A 20128-nucleotide genomic window follows, 5' to 3' on the forward strand; every position below is an offset into this window, starting at 1 on the left:
GTAAGCTCTCGCATCGCCCGTTCTACTCTTCACCACATGCTCATCAACTGCGTCGCCTACCAGGAAGGCAAGAAGCTGTCCGATATCCCGGTCGCGGATATCAGCGAATACCTGAAACAGGATGACACTTTCGTCTGGGTCGCCCTGCGCGACCCGGCCCCCGCCGACATCACCCTGATGCAGGAAGAATTCGGCCTGCACGAACTGGCGGTCGAAGACGCGCTGCGCGGCCACCAGCGGCCCAAGCTCGAGGAATACGGCGATTCGCTGTTCGTCGTGGTCCAGATCGTGGAGCTGGCGGGTGACGAATTGAACGTCGGCCAGCTGGCCGTGTTCGCGGGCGAGAACTACGTGCTGTCGGTGCGGCGCGACGCCAACCAGGGCTTCCTGGGCGTGCGCGCGCGCGCCGAGCGCGAGCCGCACCAGCTGAAAAAAGGCGCAGGCTTCGTGCTGTACGCACTGGTCGACGCCGTGGTCGACCGCTATTTTCCAGTGGTCGACATGCTCGAATCCGATCTCGAATCGATCGAAGACCACATCTTCGGCATGCAGGGCAAGCAGCGCGCCAACGTCGAGCGCCTGTATGAACTCAAGCGCAAGGCGCAAACCCTGCGCCACGCCGTGGTGCCGCTGATGGACGCGGTCGGGCGCCTGTACGGCGGCCGGGTGCCGGGCGTGGTGGTCGAGACCCAGGATTATTTCCGCGACGTGCACGACCACCTGTACCGCATCGCCGGTCGCCTGGATGCGGTGCGCGACACGATCAATACCGCGATCCAGGTGACGCTGTCGATGGTGGCGATCGAGGAGAACGAGGTCAGCAAGAAACTGGCGTCGTACGCCGCGATCTTCGCCGTGTTCACAGCGTTCGCCGGGGTATGGGGCATGAACTTCGAGTTCATGCCGGAGCTGAAGTGGAAGTGGGGCTATCCGCTGGCGCTGCTCACCATGGTCGGCGTGTGCGCCTACCTGTACCGGCGCTTCAAGAAGGCCGGCTGGCTGTAGCGTTCAACGCTTGCCGGCGGTCGCCGCAGCGCCGCCGCAGGCCAGCGTCACCAGGCCGATCGCCAGCCATTGCAGCGTCGTCAGCCGCTCGCCCAGCAAGAGAAACCCCGCCAGCGCCGCCACCGCCGGCCCGGCGCTGACCAGGATCCCGAACACCCGCCGCGGCAGGCGCTTGAGCGCCTTCATCTCGAGCGTGTAGGGCAGGGCCGACGACAGCAGCGCCACCGCCAGCCCGCCACCGAGCACCGCGGGCGCCAGCAGGCCAGCGCCGGCCTGCGCCACGCCGAACGGCACCACCAGCACGCAGGCAGCCAGCAGTCCGAGGGACACCGCCTGGCCGCCGTCCAGCGACGACACCCGCTTGCCGAACACGATATACATCGCCCAGCAGAACGCCGCCGCCAGCGCGTAGGCCACGCCGACCGGATCGAGGGCCGCCGCGGCCGGATTGGCTGCAACGGGCAGGAGCAGCCACAGTCCGACGCCGGCGCATACCACCCACAGGAAATCGCGCGCATGGCGCGACGACAGGATCACCACCGCCAGCGGCCCGGTGACCTCGATCGCCACCGCGATCCCGAGCGGGATGCGTTCGAACGAACGATAGATGCACAGGTTCATCGCCCCCAGCATCACGCCGTAGATGACGACGTTCGGGATGTCGGAGCGGCGCAGGATAAAGCGCCAGGGCCGCACCAGCGCCAGCAGGATCAGGGCCGACAGCCCGACCCGCAGCGCGACCACGCCGGCGCTGCCGACTGCCGGGAACAGGCCCTTGGCCCAGGCCGCGCCGGCATTGACCGACACCAGCGAACCGAGGATTGCCAGCGCCGGCGCGGCAACGCCGCCCGTGTCGATCGCATCGGCCGCGGCGCGGTTGCTCACCTGGCCGCCATCGCCATGGCCATCGCCTCGGCCACGCGGATGCCGTCCACCGCCGCCGACATGATGCCGCCCGCGTAGCCGGCGCCTTCGCCGGCCGGGAACAGGCCGCGCGTGTTCAGGCTTTGCAGGTCGTCGTTGTTGCGGCGGATGCGGATCGGCGACGAGGTGCGGGTCTCGACGCCGGTGAGCACCGCGTCTTCCTTGTAGTAGCCCTTGATCTGCTTGTCGAAGGCGACGAAGGCTTCGCGCATCGCCACGATCGCGTACTCGGGCAGCGAGGTCGCCAGGTCGGTCAGGTGCACGGCCGGGCGGAACGACGGCGTCACCGATCCGAACTCGGTCGAGGCCACCCCGCGCACGAAGTCGCCCATCAGCTGGCCCGGCGCGTCATAGGTGCCGCCGCCCAGGACGAAGGCGCGCGATTCGAGCTCGCGCTGGAAGTCGATGCCGGCCAGCGGATGGCCCGGGTAGTCGCTCGGTTCGATGCCGACCACGATCGCGCTGTTGGCGTTGCGCTCGGCGCGCGAGTACTGGCTCATGCCGTTGGTGACGACGCGGCCTTCTTCGCTCGAGGCGGCGACCACGGTGCCGCCCGGGCACATGCAGAAACTGTACACCGAGCGCCCATTGGAGGCGTGGTGCACGATCTTGTAGTCGGCCGCGCCGAGCAGCTTGTTGCCGGCGTTGGGGCCGAAGCGGCAGACGTCGATCAGCGACTGCGGATGCTCGACCCGGAAGCCGATCGAGAACGGCTTGGCCTCGACGTACACGCCGCGGTCGTACAGCATCTGGAAGGTGTCGCGCGCGCTGTGGCCGACCGCCATCGCCAGGTGGCGGGTCGCGATCTCTTCGCCCGAGGCCAGGCGCACGCCGACCACCTGGCGCACGCCGCCGGTTTCCTCGATCAGCACGTCGTCGACGCGGGTTTCAAACCGGATTTCGCCGCCCAGGCGGATGATCTCGGCGCGCATCTGCTCGACCATCTTGACCAGGCGGAAGGTGCCGATGTGCGGCTTGCTGACATACATGATTTCCTCGGGTGCACCGAAGCGTACGAACTCGGTCAGCACCTTGCGGCCATGGAAGTTGCTGTCCTTGATCTGGCTGTACAGCTTGCCGTCCGAGAAGGTGCCGGCGCCGCCCTCGCCGAACTGCACGTTCGACTCGGTATTGAGCTTGCGCTTGCGCCAGAAGCCGAAAGTGTCGACGGTGCGCTCACGCACGATCTTGCCGCGCTCCAGGATGATCGGGTTCAGGCCCATCTGGGCCAGGATCAACGCCACGAACAGGCCGCAAGGACCGGTGCCGACCACCACCGGACGCGGGGTGCCCGGCGCCGGCTTGTTCACCTGCACGAACTTGTAGTCGACGTCGGGCGCAGGCATGACGTGCTGGTCGCGCTGCAGGCGCGCCAGGACCGCCGCCTCGTTGCGCACCTCGGCATCGATCGAATAGATCAGCACAATGGCGGTCTTCTTGCGCGCATCGTAGCTGCGCTTGTAGACGCTGAAATCGACCAGGTCGGCGTCGGCGACACCGAGGCGCGCCAGGATGGCGTCGCGCAGGGCCGGTTCGGGGTGGTTCAGGGGGAGTTTGAGTTCGTTAATACGGAGCATGGAAGGTGGTTGCTGGTGAGGCAACAATAGGGAGCGGACAAAGCGCTATTTTACTTGGCGCCATCCCAGCCGTGTGCGCAATGCGCCGGTATGCCGTGGAACTTGGCGCTGTTCGCGTTAATTATGCGAACCTTTCCCGTTCGCACCGGTCTCAGCCACTATCGAGTTAACTCATCAGGTGGCAATGATGCAAGGCTTGGTCTTCGAAGAAGTATTTGCCGCGCTGACCTCCCTGCACCTGCATACCGATGAGGTGGCCAGGCTGCGCGCCTGGATCGCTGCGATCGTTCATCCTGGCGCGTGCCTGCACCTCGTCGCCCAGGCGGCGGGCACACCGTGCTGCCCGCATTGCCAGTGTCCCCGTGTCCATCGCTGTGGTGCGGCCAGCAGCCTGCAGCGCTGGCGCTGCCTGGCTTGCCGGCGCAGCTTCAATGCGCTGACGAACACGCCGCTGGCGCGCCTGCGCAAGAAGGCCGCCTGGCTACCGTACCTGCAATGCGTGCTCGATTCGCGCACGGTCCGCGCAGCAGCCGGGCTCGTCGGCGTGCACCGCAGCACCAGCTTCCGCTGGCGCCACCGTTTCGTGCCAGGGGCGGCGTGCAAGCGTCCAGATCGCCTTGAAGGCATGGTCGAGGCGGACGAAACCTATCTGCTCGAATCGCAGAAGGGCTCGCGCCACCTGACGCGTCCCGCGCGGCGGCGCGGCGGCGTGGCGACGCGGCGCGGCATCAGCCGCGAACACGAGTGCCTGCTCGTCGCACGCGACCGGGGCCGGCGGACACTGGACTTTCACACTGGCCGCGGGCCGGTCAGCGCCGTGAAGCTCATCGCCTGCCTGCGGCCGGTGCTCGCGCCGGACGCGGTGTTGATCAGCGATTCGGCGGCCGCTTACCGGGCCTTTGCCGCCGACGCCGGGGTTGCGCACGAGGCGGTCAACCTGCGCGCCGGGATCAAGGCCCGGGGCGCGATCCACCTGAATAACGTCAATGGCTGGCATGCCCGCTTCAAGAACTGGCTGAAACGTTTCAATGGCGTCGCCAGTCGCTACCTGGTGAACTATTCGGGCTGGCAGCGCTTCCTGGATGACGGCGCTTTGCGTACGCCAGCGCAATTGCTGGTCGCAATCATCCAGTGCGCAACGTGCCGTCGGAAAGAACTGAATTAACGCGCACAGCGCCTAGAACTTTCATGCACCTCAGCACGACGTATCGTTGCATATCGCCAACATTGGCGGCATTGCGTGCGTAGAGCGCGCTTTTATTGCGATAGATCAATAGACCACTGCTTCACGCTTGCCATTTCGCGCGCCTTCCACGGCTGAAATGCCGATTCGGGCAGCAAGTAAATGTTTGCTCCACAGGCGACTATCAATAGCGCAAACATGCTTGCCTACCCTGATTGGATGAGGTCGAATTATATTCAAGAAATGATTCTTAAATGCAAATTAAATTTGCATTTGAATGTGAAATCACATGAAGATTTTGTTTTACGGGTTATTCATGAGACATATGGCATGAAGCGGATAGAGCGTCCTTATCGGTGCGCGGAGGGCGCGTTATGGTGCGAGCCTTCCCTGTTTTGGGGATGTTTATTCGCTATGCGTCAGTAGCGCAAAAGAACGGTGAATAAAACTTGGGGTGCGAAGTCCGTGTCGTTGACACATGAACTTTCTCCATGATTGTATGTACAGGTCTCTCCCGGCCGAATCTTCTCTTAAATGAATATTCTGCCATTGGGTCGGAGCGAGGAAAAACTGCGAACCCAGTTGCAGACGTGATGCGTACATAAACCCTTCCCGGCCAGTCCACGCGACGGGCCGCAAGTCCAAGACACAGGAAATCACCATGTTCAAGAAAACCGTTCTAGTCCACGCCTTGACGTTGGCCTTCGGCAGCGCCGTCCTGGCCGTCGGCACGATGGCGCCGGCCCAGGCGCAGTCGAACGCCACTTCGGTCGTATATGGCGCCGTCGCCCCCGGCGCCGATGTGCGCGTCGTGCTGGAAAACCCGGCGACCGGTTTGCGCCGCACCGTCACGCCCGATGCCCAGGGCCGCTTCCAGGCCACCGCGCTGCCGACCGGTTCCTATACGGTGACCCAGTTCCGGGGCGACACCGTGGTAGGCACGACCAGGGTCGAAACCAGCATCGGCCAGAACGCCGAAGCGGTGTTTGCCCCGGCCGGACTGCAGACGGTCGAAGTGACCGGCCAGCGCCGCAATATCGACGTCACCTCGACGTCTTCCGGCGCCACCTTCAGCGCGCGCCAGCTGTCCGCGCTGCCGGTGACGCGCGACATCCAGGGCATCATCCAGCTGGCGCCGAACACGACGCGCGTGGACTCGCGCTTCGCCGGCGGCGCCTCGTTCGGCGGCGGCGCGGCGTCCGAAAACTCGTACTACATCAACGGTTTCCCGGTCACCAATCCACTGACCGGCCTGGGCGCGTCCCAGCTGCCGTTCAACGCGATCGCCGAAGCGCAGGTGCTGGTCGGCGGCTTCGGCGCCGAGTTCGGCCGCTCGATCGGCGGCGTGGTCAACGTCATCACCAAGAGCGGCACCAATACCTGGGAGGCGGGCGCCCAGGTCACCTTCGAGCCGAAGAGCTGGCGCGCCAGCGAGGACGACATCTATTACGCCAACACCGGCTACAACCCGCTGACCGACGGCACCCTGCGCCGCGCCCAGCGCGAGAACACGCGCGAGCAAAAGACCTATGGCGCCTATGTCGGCGGTCCGATCGTCAAGGACAAGCTGTTCATGTACGTGGCCGCCGAGATGCTCGAGAACGATCGCGGCTACGTCGAGGGCTTCCGCACCAGTACCTCGAACGCCCAGAACGGCTGGCGCGACGACGAGCGCGAAGTCGCGCGCTACATGGGCAAGATCGACTGGAACATCAGCGACGACCACCGCCTCGAACTGACGGCCATGGGCGACAACCCGAAGCGCACCTTCAAGGATAGCGGGTACGATTACGCCACCCGCACCCGTAGTGGCGTCGTCACCTCGACCGCGACCCGCCGCAATGTGGACGACAACGGCGGCCGCTCCGCCATGCTGCGCTACACCGGCAACCTCACCGACGACCTGACCCTGACCGCGCTCTATGGCCGCAGCGAGCTGAAACACGAGAACGCCTTCAGCAACTACCAGGCCACCATCTTCTCCACGACCTCGTCGCCGGAAAACCGCGCGCCGGGCTTCACTTATGCCAATCCGCAGGCGATCACCGGCAATATCCTGGCGCCGGACGCGAAGGACAAGGTCGATTCGGGCCGGCTGGACATCGAATACCGCCTTGGCGACCACAATCTGCGCGCAGGCTACGACCGCACCGACGTCGAATCGCTCAATGCCGGCGTCTTCAAGGCAGGTGGCGGCACCTGGGCTTATTTCCGCACGGCGAATCCGAACCGGCCGATCGGCGTGAGCGGCGGCACGGTGCCGGCGACCGCCAGCGGTGGCGGCCTGGGCAACCAGGGTTACTATGTCTCGAAGCGCCTGTTCTCGACCGTGACCGATTCGTACGCCGAACAAAGCGCCTTCTATGTCGAGGACCGCTGGCAGGCCACCAAGAACCTGCTGCTGACCATCGGCGTGCGCAGCGAGTCGTTCGAGAACCAGAACGACTCCAAGGTGACCTTCCTCGACATGGACAACCAGATCCAGCCGCGCCTGGCGGCGGCCTGGGACGTCAATGGCGACGGCCAGACCAAGGTGTTCGCCACCCTTGGCCGCTATTCGGTGCCGATCCCGACCCATATCTCGGTGCGCGGCGCGGGCCGTTCGACCTTTACCGACCAGTATTTCACGTATACCGGCGTCGACGCCAACGGCGCCCCGACCGGCCTGGTGCAGCTGACCGATCCGCTGTCGGGCAATAACGAGTTCGGCCAGGACAAGGTGGTGGCGACCCTCGCCGCGCTCGACATGAAGCCGGCCTACCAGGACGAAATCACCATCGGTTTCGAGCGCGCCATCACCCCGCGCCTGACCTTCGGCGGCAAGGCGAGCTACCGTGAGCTGAAGGAAACCATCGACGACTTCTGCGACGTGCGTCCGTTCGAGCGCTATGCCAGGGCGAACGGCATCGCGATCACCAATCCGTACTGGGGCAATACCTGCCAGACGTTCAACCCGGGCCGCAACAATACCTTCATGGTCGACTTCTCGGGCGATCCGTCGAGGCTGACCACCGTGCCCCTGACCGCCGCCGAGCAGGGCTTCACGAAGCCGAAACGGACCTACGCCGCGGTCGACCTGTTCCTGGAGCACCCGTACCGCAACGGCTTCTACGGCAAGATGAACTACACCTGGTCGCGCAACAAGGGCAATACCGAGGGCCAGGTGCGATCCGACAATGGCCAGGCCGACGTCGCCGTGACCTCGACCTGGGACTATCCGGAACTGATGGAAGGCGCCTACGGCCTGCTGCCGAACGACCGCAAACACCAGCTCAAGGCCTTCGGCTTCTATGAAATCACCCCGGAAATCGCGGTCGGCGGCAATGTGCTGTTCGCCGCGGGCCGTCCGCGCAGCTGCATCGGCACCTCGGCCAATCCGGGCGATTCGCCGAACTATGCGAACCAGAGCTTCTGGTGCGGCGGCGCCGACGTCCCGCAAAACCACATCGTGCAGCGCGGCAGCGTTGGCAACCTGCCGTGGGACAAGCGCCTGGACCTGAACGTGGCCTATCGGCCGACCGTGCTCAAGGGCTTGCAGCTGCGCCTCGACGTGTTCAACGTGAGCAACGAGCAGGCGGTGCAGAACGTGACCGAAGCCTATAACAGCGGTGATGCGGTCTCGAGCCTGTACGGCACCCCGTTGTCGCTGACCCCGCCGCGCTATGCGCGCGTGTCGGTGTCCTACGATCACAAGTTCTGATCGTTGGAGGTGGTGGGCGGCGGTGCCGTCCACTCAAGAAAATGGTCGCCGGTTGATTTGTCGCAATAAGTGTAAATATTCTGGATTGTCGTCGTTTCTGCGCAACTATCCCGAACGTCAACTACATTTTTTATACATCTGTTAGTGATACATACAATGTATGTAGATTTTTCAGACAGGAGAGTGCTTTTTGCTGAGGCAAATCAAAAATATTTTCTTGAAACTATCGTAAATACAATAACTTAGCGTTTTTTTCGGCTGTCGTTTCCTGCTTGGACAGCGTGCCAGGCGCGCCTGCATGGCGTCTCTTCCGCGCAATCGAGACCACACCGAGCCCCGATTTAGCAGGATTTCACAATATGCACATCTCCTCGCACTGTTGACGCTTTTCGTTTTGATATGGTTTTATGGAATGAGTCATATGACGTTTGATTCGTGAATCAACGCATATCGAGGATGTTCGTCCCTATTACACGTCTGTATATGAAAAGCATGGCCTGCAAGGCGGCGATATATAGACGAATCTGTATTGGCGGAAACATTTGCGCGCGGACCGGTACGTGCGTCTACATAAAACCCCAAAAGAACAGCAAGGAGAAACACAATGTTGAAAATTAAGTCGATGCCGTTTGCGATTGCCTGCGCAGTCGCCAGTGGCGCGCTGGCAGGCGCTGCGCCGGCCATGGCCCAGTCCCAGCCAGCCGGCGCCGAGCCAGGCGCACAGCGCGTGGTGGTGACTGGTTCGCTGATCAGCCGTACCAATACCGAAACACCGACTCCGGTGCAGGTGCTGACCGCGGCCGACATCCAGAAGAGCGGCAAGACGTCGGTCGCCGAACTGCTGACCGACCTGGCCGCCAACGGCGCCGGCACGCTGGGCACCGGTTTTGCCGGTGCCTTCGCCAATGGCGCTTCGGGGATCTCGCTGCGCGGCCTGACCGTCGGCGCCACCCTGGTGCTGATCGACGGCCACCGCATGGCCCCGTATCCGCTGTCGGACGACTCCCAGCGCTCCTTCGTCGACGTGTCGTCGATCCCGTTCGACGCCATCGAGAGCATCGAAGTGCTGAAAAGCGGCGCCTCGTCGCTGTACGGCTCCGACGCGATCGCGGGCGTGATCAACATCAAGCTCAAGAAGAACCTGAACGGCACCCGCCTGTCGGCCGAAGTGGGCGACACCCAGCACGGCGGCGGCAAGACCAAGCGCGCCTCGATCAGCACCGGCATCGGCGACCTTGGCGCCGACGGCTACAACGCCTTCATCACCGCCGAATACCGCAAGCAGGACGCGATCAAGGTCGCCGACCGTGACACCTTCGGCTATGCGAACCGTGACTGGCGCGCACGTGGCGGCAACGACTTGACCCTGGGCGTGCCGACCAACCTGAACGCCTTCCTGACGCCGTCCAGCAGCCCGTTCCTGTACAACCCGACCAACCCGAACAATCCCGCTGGTGTGACGAACGTCAACAACCCGGCGAACTATCTGTTCCTGGACCCGAACTGCAACTTCATCAAGTATCGTGCAGGTGGCTGCTCCGTGCGCGATGAAGTCTCGTTCATCCAGCCGGAAACCGAGAACGTCAACCTCATGGTCGGCATGACCAAGAAGTTGAGCGAAGACTGGGAAGTGCGTTTCAATGGTTCGGTATTCCAGCGCGAGAGCACCAATAACCGCGGTGCGACGCCGCAAGCCTTCAACCCGATCAGCTTCAACGGCACCACCACCCTGGTCAACGGCGTACTGACCCCGCGCGTGGGCGCGGTTCCGAACACTACCTTCGCACCGGGCGCCCAGGTCGGCGCCAACGTGACCAATCCCTTCGGTCAAGCGGCCCGCCTGTACGGCTACATCCCGGACGTCGGCGCCAACCTGACCACCAAGAACAAGTCGACGGCGACCCGCGTGTCCGCCGACCTGATGGGCAGCGCATACGGCTGGGACGTCACCGCCGCCATCGGCGCTACCGAAGTCAAGAGCGATCTGGACTACAGCGGCTATGTGAACCGCACCAACCTGTACAACGCACTGCGCAACGGCACGTTCAATGTGCTGGGCAACAATTCGCCGGCTGTCCTGAATGCTGTGTCGCCGCAGTTCAGCAACAAGATCCGCTCCACCCTGAACTATGCCGACCTGGTCGGGTCGCGCGAACTGCTGCCGCAGTTCGGTGCCGGCCCGCTGGCATTTGCAGCCGGCGTGCACTGGCATGAGCGCAAGCAGAATGCGCCACCGTCGAGCCTGACACTGAACGGTTCGGTCGCCAATACCTCGGCCTTCACGATCGGCGACGAGACCAATAGCGCCGTGTTCGCCGAGTTGCAGGCGACGCCGATCAAGAACGTCGAGATCGGCCTTGCCGGCCGTTACGACCACTACGATACCTACGGCAATTCGTTTACGCCGTCGGCCAACTTCAAGTGGACCCCGATCCAGCAGTTCGGCGTGCGCGGCACGTTCGCCCGCGGCTTCCGCGCCCCGAATCCGGCCGAAGTGGGTAACGCAGGGTCGTTCTTCACCTTCAACGCGATCAATGATCCGATCCTGTGCGCCAATGGCAGCCAGACCACGGCCGGCAACGTGCCGACCGCCTGCGGGGTCAACCCACCGTATGTGCAGACCACCAACCCCGACCTGCAGCCCGAGAAATCGAAGTCGTACACCTTCGGTATCATCGTCGAGCCGATGCGTGGCCTGAACATGACCCTGGACTACTACAAGATCCAGATCAAGAACCTGATCGTCACGCAGGCAGGCAATGACCCGTCCTTCGTGCCTACCTGGGTTCGTGGTCCTGCGGCGACGGTCGATATCGCTACCGGCTCGGGCAACACCACCGCGCCGGGCATCCCATCGGCCGGTCCGATCCTGTACGCGACTTCGCCATACATCAATGCCGGCAGCACCGAGACCCACGGCATCGAAGCGGATGTGCGCTACCGCTGGCGCCTGGGCGACATGGGCACCATCACCGCCAACCTGAGTGCGGCGCACGTGTTCGGCTACGAGACCGCGGTTGCCGGCAGCTCGTACCAGCTGGCCGGCACGCAGGGGCCGTCGTCGGTCGGCGGCGCCACCGGCAATCCGAAGGACCGTGCCCAGTTCACCCTCGGCTATGCCCGTGGCCCGCTGGACGTGACCGCCACCGTGAACTACACGAGCGGCTTCTCGACCATCGACCCGGCGCTGGGCGCAACCGACTGCGATTCGACCGCACTGGACGTCGGTGGCCGTACCTACTTCCAGGGACTGGTCCAGCCTGCGAACTACTGCAACGTGTCGTCGTTCACCGCGACCAACCTCAACGTGGCCTATAAGGTCACCGAGAACCTGACCATCCGCGGCGCGATCCTGAACCTGTTCGACAAGGAAGCCCCGTATGACGTCGCCACCTACGGCAACGCCGGTGCGCAAACCTCGTACAACGCCTCGCTGCACCAGCCTGGCGCAGTGGGACGGTTCTTCAGCCTGGGCGCCAACTACACGTTCTAAGTATTAACGCCCAGTAAAAAGCCCGCCGGCAGCGATGCCGGCGGGCTTTCTTCATATGAATGGTGCGCCCCGCGCCTACATACCGCCCCAGGCGCCGGCCAGCACGGCCAGCGCGGCCAGCCCGGCCGTCTCGGTGCGCAGCACGCGCGGTCCCATCGACAGCGACAGGGCGCCGGCGGCGACGGCCGCGTCTTCCTCTTGCTGCGTGAGGCCGCCTTCAGGGCCGATCAGGAAGGTCACCGGCCGCGGCGCAGTAGCGCGCGCCCAGCCGGCCAGCGACTCGGTGGCGCGCGGGCTGAGCAGGATGCACACGCCTTCGGGCGGCGCCGCCAGCCACGGCTGCACATCGGCGAGCGGATGCAGCCGCGCCAGCTGGTTGCGGCCGCATTGTTCGGAAGCGGCCACGATCACCCCGTGCCAGTGGGCTTGCCGCTTATCGCGCCGCTCGCCGGCCAGGCGCACCACGCTGCGCTGCGCCGCCAGCGGCTGGATCGCCGCCACGCCCAATTCGACCGCCTTTTCCACGATCCAGTCCATCTTCGTCCCTTCCGGCAGGCCCTGGGCCAGGGTGACGGAATAGGGCGCCTCGGCCTCGACGTCTTCGAAGGCGTCGACCGTGGCGGTGGCGCGGCGCTTGCCGGTCTCTTGCAGGGTGGCGCGGTACTGGCCGCCCTCGCCATTGAACAGGGTCAGGCTGGCGCCTGGCTGCAGGCGCACGACGTGCAGGTGATGGGCGACGGCTTCCGGCAGGTCGACGGTGGCGCCGGCGGCGAGTGGCTGGGGGCAGTAAAAACGGGGCATTCTGTGTGGTGGCAGCGGGGGCTTGCGTTAAAGGAAACAAGCTGCATTTTAAATCGGCAGCACCCCGGTCTGGTAGAATAACGGGCTACGGCCTCGCAGGCCATCAGCTTTCCAATCCCTGATCCTCGATCTCCATGAAATCTACGCAAACCACCACCCTGATGGCCAACGCGATCCGCGCGCTGGCGATGGACGCTGTCCAGAAAGCCAACTCGGGCCACCCGGGCATGCCGATGGGCATGGCCGAGATTGCCGTTGCGCTGTGGGACAAGCACTACCGTCACAATCCGGCCAATCCGGGCTGGATGAACCGCGACCGCTTCCTGCTCTCGAACGGCCACGGCTCGATGCTGCATTATGCGCTGCTGCACCTGGCCGGCTACGACCTGTCGATGGATGACCTGCGCGCCTTCCGCCAGATGCACTCGAAGACCCCGGGCCACCCGGAAGTCGGCATCACACCGGGCGTGGAGACGACCACCGGTCCGCTGGGCCAGGGCATTGCGAATTCGGTCGGCATGGCGCTGGCTGAGTGGCTGCTGGGCAACGAATTCAACCGCCCGGGCTACGATGTTGTGGATCACTACACCTACGCCTTCCTGGGCGACGGCTGCCTGATGGAAGGCATCTCGCACGAAGTGGCGTCGCTGGCCGGCACCCTGCGCCTGAACAAGCTGATCTGGCTGTACGACGACAACGGCATCTCGATCGACGGCCGCGTCGAAGGCTGGTTCACCGACGATACGCAAAAGCGCTTCGAAGCCTATGGCTGGAACGTGATCCCGAAGGTCGACGGCCACAGCGTCGCCGACATCGATGCGGCCATCGAAAAGGCCAAGCAATCGGATCGTCCGACCCTGATCTGCTGCAAGACCATCATCGGCAAGGGCGCCCCGAACCTGGAAGGCGGCGACAAGGTCCATGGCGCGCCACTGGGCGACGCCGAGATCGCGGCCGTGCGCAAGCACCTGATCTGGGATCCGATCCCGTTCGACATCCCGGCCGACCTGTACGAGGCATGGGACGCGAAAGAGCGCGGCGCGCAAGCCGAAGGTGAATGGAACACGCTGTTCGCGGCCTACCGCGGCGCCCACCCCGAACTGGCCGCCGAATTCGAGCGCCGCATGAAGGGCGAGCTTCCGGGCAACTTCCAGCAAACGCTGGACGCTGCCATTGCCGCCTGCATCGACAAGGCCGAGACCATCGCCACCCGCAAGGCGTCGCAGAACGCGATCCAGGCCCTGGCCCCGGCGCTGCCCGAATTCCTGGGCGGCTCGGCCGACCTGACCGGCTCGAACCTGACCAACTGGAAGGAATCGGTGCCGGTGCGGTCGGGCATCGCCGGCAACCACATCAACTACGGCGTGCGCGAATTCGGCATGTCGGCGATCCAGAACGGCGTGGCGCTGCACGGCGGCTTCATCCCGTTCGGCGCGACTTTCCTGACCTTCTCGGACTACAGCCGCAATGCGCTGCGCATGGCTTCCCTGATGAAGATCCGCTCGATCTCGGTGTTCACCCACGACTCGATCGGCCTGGGCGAAGACGGCCCGACCCACCAGTCGATCGAGCACGTCTCGTCGCTGCGCCTGATCCCGGGCCTCGACAACTGGCGTCCATGCGACACCGTCGAGTCAAGCGTGGCGTGGGGCGCGGCGGTCCAGCGCAAGGATGGCCCATCGACCCTGATCTTCTCGCGCCAGAACCTGCCGTTCATGGCCCGTGAAGCGGCGCAGGTGGCCGACATCGCCAAGGGCGGCTACGTGCTGCGCGATGCGGCTGACGCGAAAGTCATCCTGATCGCCACCGGTTCCGAAGTCGAGCTGGCAGTCAAGGCTTTCGACGCGCTGGCAGCCGAGGGCATCGCCGCGCGCGTGGTCTCGATGCCGTCGACCGACGTGTTCGACCGCCAGGAGCCGAGCTACAAGGCAAGTGTGCTGACCAAAGGCATTCCTCGTGTGGCGATCGAAGCCGGCGTGACCGCCTTCTGGTACAAGTACGTGGGCCTGGAAGGCGCCGTGGTCGGCATCGACACCTTCGGCGAATCGGCGCCGGCGCCGGTGCTGTTCAAGCACTTCGGCTTCACCGTCGAGAACGTCGTCGCGAAAGCAAAAGAAGTTATCGCAGCATAAGCATTCGCTGGACGCGGGTCGCCCTTGCCGGGGCGGCCCGTTTTACTATGTTCGTTACGAAAAAAGTTTTTTTCTAATCAGGAGCACAGCATGACGATCAAAGTTGCAATCAATGGTTATGGCCGTATCGGCCGCAATGTCCTGCGCGCCTTCTACGAAGGCGGCAAGAAACAGGATATCGAGATCGTGGCGATCAACGACCTCGGCAATGCCGAGTCGAACGCCCACCTGACCCGCTACGACACCGCCCACGGCAAGTTCCCGGGCACCGTCACGGTCGAAGGCGACAATATGATCGTCAACGGCGACAAGATCCGCGTGTTCGCGCAGCGTAACCCGGCCGAAATCCCTTGGGGCGAGTTGCAGGTGGACGTCGTCCTGGAGTGCACGGGCTTCTTCACCACCAAAGAAAAAGCCTCGGCCCACCTGAAGGGCGGCGCCAAGAAGGTCATCATCTCGGCCCCGGGCGGCAAGGATGTCGATGCGACCGTCGTGTTCGGCGTGAACCAGGACGTGCTCAAGAGCTCGGATACGGTGATTTCGAACGCGTCGTGCACCACCAACTGCCTGGCCCCGCTGGTCAAGCCGCTGCATGACGCGATCGGCCTGGAAACCGGCCTGATGACCACCGTGCACGCCTACACCAACGACCAGGTGCTGACCGACGTGATGCACGAAGACCTGCGCCGCGCCCGTTCGGCCACCCAGTCGATGATCCCGACCAAGACCGGCGCCGCCGCCGCGGTCGGCCTGGTGCTGCCGGAACTGAACGGCAAGCTGGATGGCTTCGCGATCCGTGTGCCGACCATCAATGTGTCGATCGTCGACCTGTCGTTCATCGCCAAGCGCGACACGACGGTCGAAGAAATCAACGACATCATGAAGAAGGCCGCGTCGGAAGGCGCCCTGCAGGGCATCCTGACCTACAACACCGATCCACTGGTCTCGGTCGACTTCAACCACAACCCGGCATCGTCGAACTTCGACGCGACGCTCACCAAGGTCTCGGGCCGCCTGGTGAAAGTCACCTCTTGGTACGACAACGAGTGGGGCTTCTCGAACCGCATGCTCGACACCACCGTCGCGCTGATGAACGCCAAGTAATCGGCGGCATGCAGCAAAAAGAAAAGCGCCTTCGGGCGCTTTTCTTTTTTGACGTCGCCCCCGCGAAAGCGGGGGCAAGGTAGCCCGGTGCAGCCGCGATCTAGGCGTCCGGCCAGGGCGTCAGGATCTCGAAACCGTTCCTGGTCACCACGATCATGTGCTCCCACTGCGCGGAGAGCGAGCCGTCGCGCGTCATGACGGTCCAGCCGTCGTCCAGCTGGATCACGTCTTCCTGGCCAATATTGATCATGGGCTCGACCGTGAAGGTCATGCCTTCCTTCAGCAGCAGTCCGGTATTCGGGCGGCCATAGTGCAGCACCTGCGGCTCTTCGTGGTAGACGCGGCCGATGCCGTGGCCGCAATAGTCGCGCACCACCGAATAGCCGGCGCCTTCGGCCAGCTTCTGGATCGCGTGGCCGACGTCGCCCAGGCGCGCGCCGGGACGCACGGCGCGGATGCCGGCCATCATCGCCGCATAGGTCGTATCGACCAGTTTCTGCGCTTCAGGACGCGGCGTGCCGGCGAAGTACATGCGGCTGGTGTCGCCGTGCCAGCCGTCCTTGATCACGGTGACGTCGATGTTGACGATGTCGCCGTCGTTCAGCACGTCCTTCTCGCTGGGAATGCCGTGGCAGACGACGCCGTTGATCGAGGTGCACAGGGTCTTGGGAAAGCCGTGGTAGCCGACGTTGGCCGGCGTAGCCTTCTGCACCTTGCGGATGTAGTCGTGGCAGCGGCGGTCGAGTTCTTTGGTGGAGACGCCGGGGACGACGTATTCCTTGATCATTGCCAGGACTTCGGCGGCCAGGCGGCCGGCGATGCGCATCTTGGCGATGTCCTTGTCGTTCTTGAGTTTGATGGTCATACGGTGATGGTTCAGCGGCGCGTGGCGCGGGCAAACCGCCATGATACCCCGTCGGGGGCGGCAGCGTAGGGAAGCACCAGTAAAAATGCCCGCGCGGCGCAGCCGGGCGGGCATTCGGTCATGTCCTCAGGACAGGGCCTGGCGGCCCCGAACCATTAGAACGACTGGTTGTAGCGGACGTAGAAGAAGCGGTCCAGCGACGTGTCGGCGTCGACCGACGACGAGCTAGCCTGGGTCACGTACACGATGCGTGGCGACTTGTCGAAGATGTTGTTGATACCAGCCAGGATACGGCCGTTCCACGAGGTCTTGTAACCAACGCTCAGGTCATGAATGACGACCGAACCCAGTTTGCGGGCGCCGGTGCCCCAGCTTGGGCTGTCGTAGTCAGGCAGCGTGCACAGGGTGGTGTCTTCCGGATCCCAGCACTGGTCCTTGACCGGGCTGTAGTAACGGAAGCCCCAGGTGGCGCTCCAGTTGCCCAGGTTCCAGTCGAGGTTGGTGTTCGACTTCACGCGGTTGTAGAAGTACTCGCCAGCGTAGTTGTTCCACTCGCCGGTACCGCTGCGGGTACGGAACTTGTCGACGTACGAGGTTTCGTTACGCACGCTGAACTGGCCGTAGGCGGTGCGTGGCAGGCGATACGAGATCGACATGTCCAGGCCTTCGGTTTCCATCTCGCCCAGGTTGGCGTTGCCGCGCGCCAGGGTGGTGATCTGACCGGTGGTCTGGTCACGACGGATCACGCTGCAGAAGTTAGGATCGTTCTCGATGTAGCACTGGTTGGCCACATAGCTTGCGCTGATGCCGGTGATACGGTTTTCGATGGCGATGTTGTACCAGTCGAAGCCGACGGTCAGGCCTTGCACGTACGATGGGCTGTACACGAAGCCGATGGTCTTGGTGGTCGCCGTTTCCGGGGTCAGGAAGGCATTGCCTGCGCCGGCATTGAACGCCACCAGCGACTGCGTGCCGCCGCTGCCGGCGATCGGGGTGCCTGCCTGTTGCAGCTGGCGGTAGTTGGCATTGGTGCCCGCTGCCACGCAACGTGCCTGGACTGCCGGGTTGCGCGCTGCCTCGCCGAAGCGGGTGTCGCATGGGTCCAGGAAGGTGTCGAAGGTCTGGGTGCCGCCGCCGAAGGTATCACCCAGGGTCGGTGCACGGAAGCCTTCAGCCCAGGTACCACGTACCAGCACGTCCTTGTGCGGCTTGTACATGAAGCTGGCCTTGCTGTTGTTGGTCACGCCGAAGTTGCTGTAGTCCGAGTGGCGGGTTGCCAGGTTGAAGCTCAGCAGTTCTGCGAACGGCATGTCCTTCAGGACCGGGATGTTCACTTCAGCGAACGCTTCGCGCACGGTGTAGCGGCCGTAGGTCGGGTCGCCTGCCAGTTCGGTCGAGTAGCCCGACTGTTCGAATTGGCCGGGAACGTCCGAGCCCTTGACTTCACGGTGCTCGAAGCCGACTGCCACGCCCAGCGCGCCGGCTGGCAGCTGGAACAGTTCACCCGCGATGTTGGCGGTGGCGCTGTTGATGGTCGAGCCGTAGGTCGATTGCGCGGTCGAGTTGACGTAGGCCAGCGCTTCCGGGGTCGAAGCCGATGGGCCGCCCAGGATGTTGAACGGCGTGCACGACGACAGGCCGATCGGCGCGTCAGGGGTGCCGCACTGGACGACGCCCGATGCGTTCATGAACGATGGGCCCAGGGCGCGCTTCAGGTTCAGCAGGTTGATGTTGCCGGTACCGAATTTCGAGCCCGAAACCTTGTTATGGTTGTAGCCGATATCCCAGTTCCACGCCAGGTCCTTGACGGTGAATTCACCTTCCAGGGTAGCGTCGATGTGCAGCGTGTTGTTCTCGATCTCGGTGATACGCGGGATCTCGATGGTACGACGCTGGAAGTACAGGTCCTGGCCAAGGCCGGCGCCAGCCACCGAATTGCCGTACGGGTTGTAGTAGCTATCCTTGTCGATGTAGACCGGGAAGTTGGCCTGCGAGGTCGACTGCAGCGGATAGCCGGCGGCCTGCTGGGTCGCCTTGCGCTGCGAGTACATCGCGGTGGTCTTGAAGCGCATGTCCTTCGGCAGCGCGATCTCGCCCTTGACGAACAGGGTGTCGAGCTTGCTTGGGATCAGCAGGTTCATGTCCTGCGTCGAGTTGTACTTGTCTTCGTTGGCGCCCACGTAGTCGTGGTAGTTGGCCGGGTTGCGCGCGTCGGTGCCGACGCCCCTGCCGTCCCAGCTGCCCGACTGGTTCAGGTAGCGGTTGAAGCCGCCCTGGGCCGGGTTGGTCAGCGCACCGCCAGTGGCAGGGTTGACCGGGGTAATGCGGCCCCATGGACCGGCGCCGAGGCCGTCGGTCGGCATGTCGGGACCGTAGGTGGTCGCGGAGATGGCGCGGGTCGATGGCCACACGACGCCTTGCTCGGTGTGCGACAGGCCGAACATCAGCGAGGCCTTGTCGTCGCCTGCGCCGTAGCTCAGCGAGAAGTCCTTGTTCTTGCCGTCGTTCTTTTCGTTCTGGCCGGTGTACAGGGACAGTTCGCCGCCCTGCATATTGCGCTTCAGGATGATGTTGACCACGCCTGCGATCGCGTCCGAGCCGTAGATCGACGAAGCGCCATCCTTCAGGATTTCCATGCGTTCGATCATCGATGCCGGGATGGTCGACAGGTCGGTGTAACCGTCCACGGACTGGGTCCAGCGCTTGCCGTCAACCAGCACCAGCAGGCGATTCGCGCCCAGGTTGCGCAGGCTGACGTACTGGCCGCCGATTTCGCTGTTCGAGGTCAGCGAGCCCGAACGGCTGAAGTCCGGCGCGCCGGCCGACGACAGGTTGTTCAGGACGTCGCCGACGGTGACCAGGCCAGATTTCTGGATCTGTTCCTGGTTCATGATCTGGATTGGCTGAGCGGTTTCCAGGTCGACTTGGCGGATACGGGAACCGGTCACTTCGACGCGCTGCAGGTTTTGCGGCTGCGAAGCTTCCTGTGCGACCGCTGCGGTCATGCCGAGGGTCATACCGCCGAGGCAGATCGCGCGGACCGACCGGGACAAGAGTGTTTCCATCATGTTGCAAACTCCTAGGGGTGAAAACGCGGCGGCACCATGGGAAGGGCACTGCCACCGAAAATGTCGCGAAGCGACTACCTGAAAAACGCCAACTGAGTGGTTTAACGAGTTTTCAAGTCAGCAATAAAAACATTTGGGGTAGTCGACTGTCAATGCATATACGCATGTGCGACGAATGTGTTGCGGAAATGTGTATTTACTCATTGATAATTTTACAAGTTGTTGACTACCCAGTCAATTATTGATCTAAATTTGGCAATACGAAAAAAAACCCGC

At 63.7% G+C, this 20128-nt stretch carries 11 protein-coding genes; 6 read left to right on the forward strand and 5 right to left on the reverse strand.

Going from position 1 to position 20128, the window contains the following annotated elements; genetic code table 11:
* The first annotated feature begins 36 nt into the window (after window positions 1-36).
* Window positions 37-1005 (forward strand): magnesium/cobalt transporter CorA, encoded by a 969-nt coding sequence (gene corA / locus AC56KW_RS00205; RefSeq protein WP_497168720.1) that lies wholly within the window; start codon window positions 37-39, stop codon window positions 1003-1005.
* Between the two features lie 3 nt (window positions 1006-1008).
* Here the strand turns inward: corA and AC56KW_RS00210 are convergent, their stop codons facing one another.
* Both AC56KW_RS00210 and AC56KW_RS00215 read right to left on the reverse strand, forming a co-directional pair.
* Complete coding sequence (locus tag AC56KW_RS00210) at window positions 1009-1890, reverse strand: EamA family transporter (protein WP_497168721.1); 882 nt, start codon at window positions 1888-1890, stop codon at window positions 1009-1011.
* Window positions 1887-3506 carry an NAD(P)/FAD-dependent oxidoreductase gene (locus AC56KW_RS00215; RefSeq protein WP_497168722.1) on the reverse strand — a complete coding sequence of 540 codons (1620 nt, stop codon included), beginning with the start codon at window positions 3504-3506 and terminating at the stop codon, window positions 1887-1889. The genes AC56KW_RS00210 and AC56KW_RS00215 overlap by 4 nt, the downstream gene beginning before the upstream one ends.
* 187 nt (window positions 3507-3693) lie before the next feature.
* On the opposite strand from AC56KW_RS00215, the gene AC56KW_RS00220 reads away from it, so the two are divergent.
* The 3 genes from AC56KW_RS00220 to AC56KW_RS00230 all read left to right on the forward strand — a co-directional run bounded on the left by AC56KW_RS00220 (window position 3694) and on the right by AC56KW_RS00230 (window position 11882).
* Window positions 3694-4671, forward strand: coding sequence for an IS1595 family transposase (locus AC56KW_RS00220; RefSeq protein WP_497169064.1), 978 nt, complete (start codon window positions 3694-3696; stop codon window positions 4669-4671).
* Between the two features lie 679 nt (window positions 4672-5350).
* A complete protein-coding gene (locus AC56KW_RS00225) occupies window positions 5351-8389 on the forward strand; it encodes a TonB-dependent receptor (RefSeq protein WP_497168723.1) in 3039 nt (1012 codons plus the stop codon).
* Between the two features lie 604 nt (window positions 8390-8993).
* Window positions 8994-11882 (forward strand): TonB-dependent receptor, encoded by a 2889-nt coding sequence (locus AC56KW_RS00230; RefSeq protein ID WP_497168724.1) that lies wholly within the window; start codon window positions 8994-8996, stop codon window positions 11880-11882.
* A gap of 75 nt (window positions 11883-11957) precedes the next feature.
* Here AC56KW_RS00230 and AC56KW_RS00235 read toward each other — a convergent pair whose 3' ends face one another.
* The gene (locus AC56KW_RS00235) at window positions 11958-12683 is read right to left on the reverse strand and encodes a 16S rRNA (uracil(1498)-N(3))-methyltransferase (protein WP_497168725.1); all 726 of its coding nucleotides are present in this window, start codon (window positions 12681-12683) and stop codon (window positions 11958-11960) included.
* A 134-nt stretch (window positions 12684-12817) separates the two neighbouring features.
* On the opposite strand from AC56KW_RS00235, the gene tkt reads away from it, so the two are divergent.
* Together tkt and gap are read left to right on the forward strand one after the other, a co-directional pair.
* Window positions 12818-14815, forward strand: coding sequence for a transketolase (gene tkt / locus AC56KW_RS00240; RefSeq protein WP_497168726.1), 1998 nt, complete (start codon window positions 12818-12820; stop codon window positions 14813-14815).
* A gap of 90 nt (window positions 14816-14905) precedes the next feature.
* Window positions 14906-15919, forward strand: coding sequence for a type I glyceraldehyde-3-phosphate dehydrogenase (gap, locus tag AC56KW_RS00245; protein ID WP_497168727.1), 1014 nt, complete (start codon window positions 14906-14908; stop codon window positions 15917-15919).
* 100 nt (window positions 15920-16019) lie between these two features.
* Here gap and map read toward each other — a convergent pair whose 3' ends face one another.
* Together map and AC56KW_RS00255 are read right to left on the reverse strand one after the other, a co-directional pair.
* A complete protein-coding gene (gene map, locus AC56KW_RS00250) occupies window positions 16020-16784 on the reverse strand; it encodes a type I methionyl aminopeptidase (RefSeq protein WP_497168728.1) in 765 nt (254 codons plus the stop codon).
* A 155-nt stretch (window positions 16785-16939) separates the two neighbouring features.
* Entirely contained in the window at window positions 16940-19852 is a 2913-nt protein-coding gene (locus AC56KW_RS00255; protein ID WP_497168729.1) for a TonB-dependent receptor domain-containing protein, read from the reverse strand.
* Between the last annotated feature and the right edge of the window lie 276 nt (window positions 19853-20128).

The organism is Telluria sp. RT2P19, from assembly GCF_059685725.1.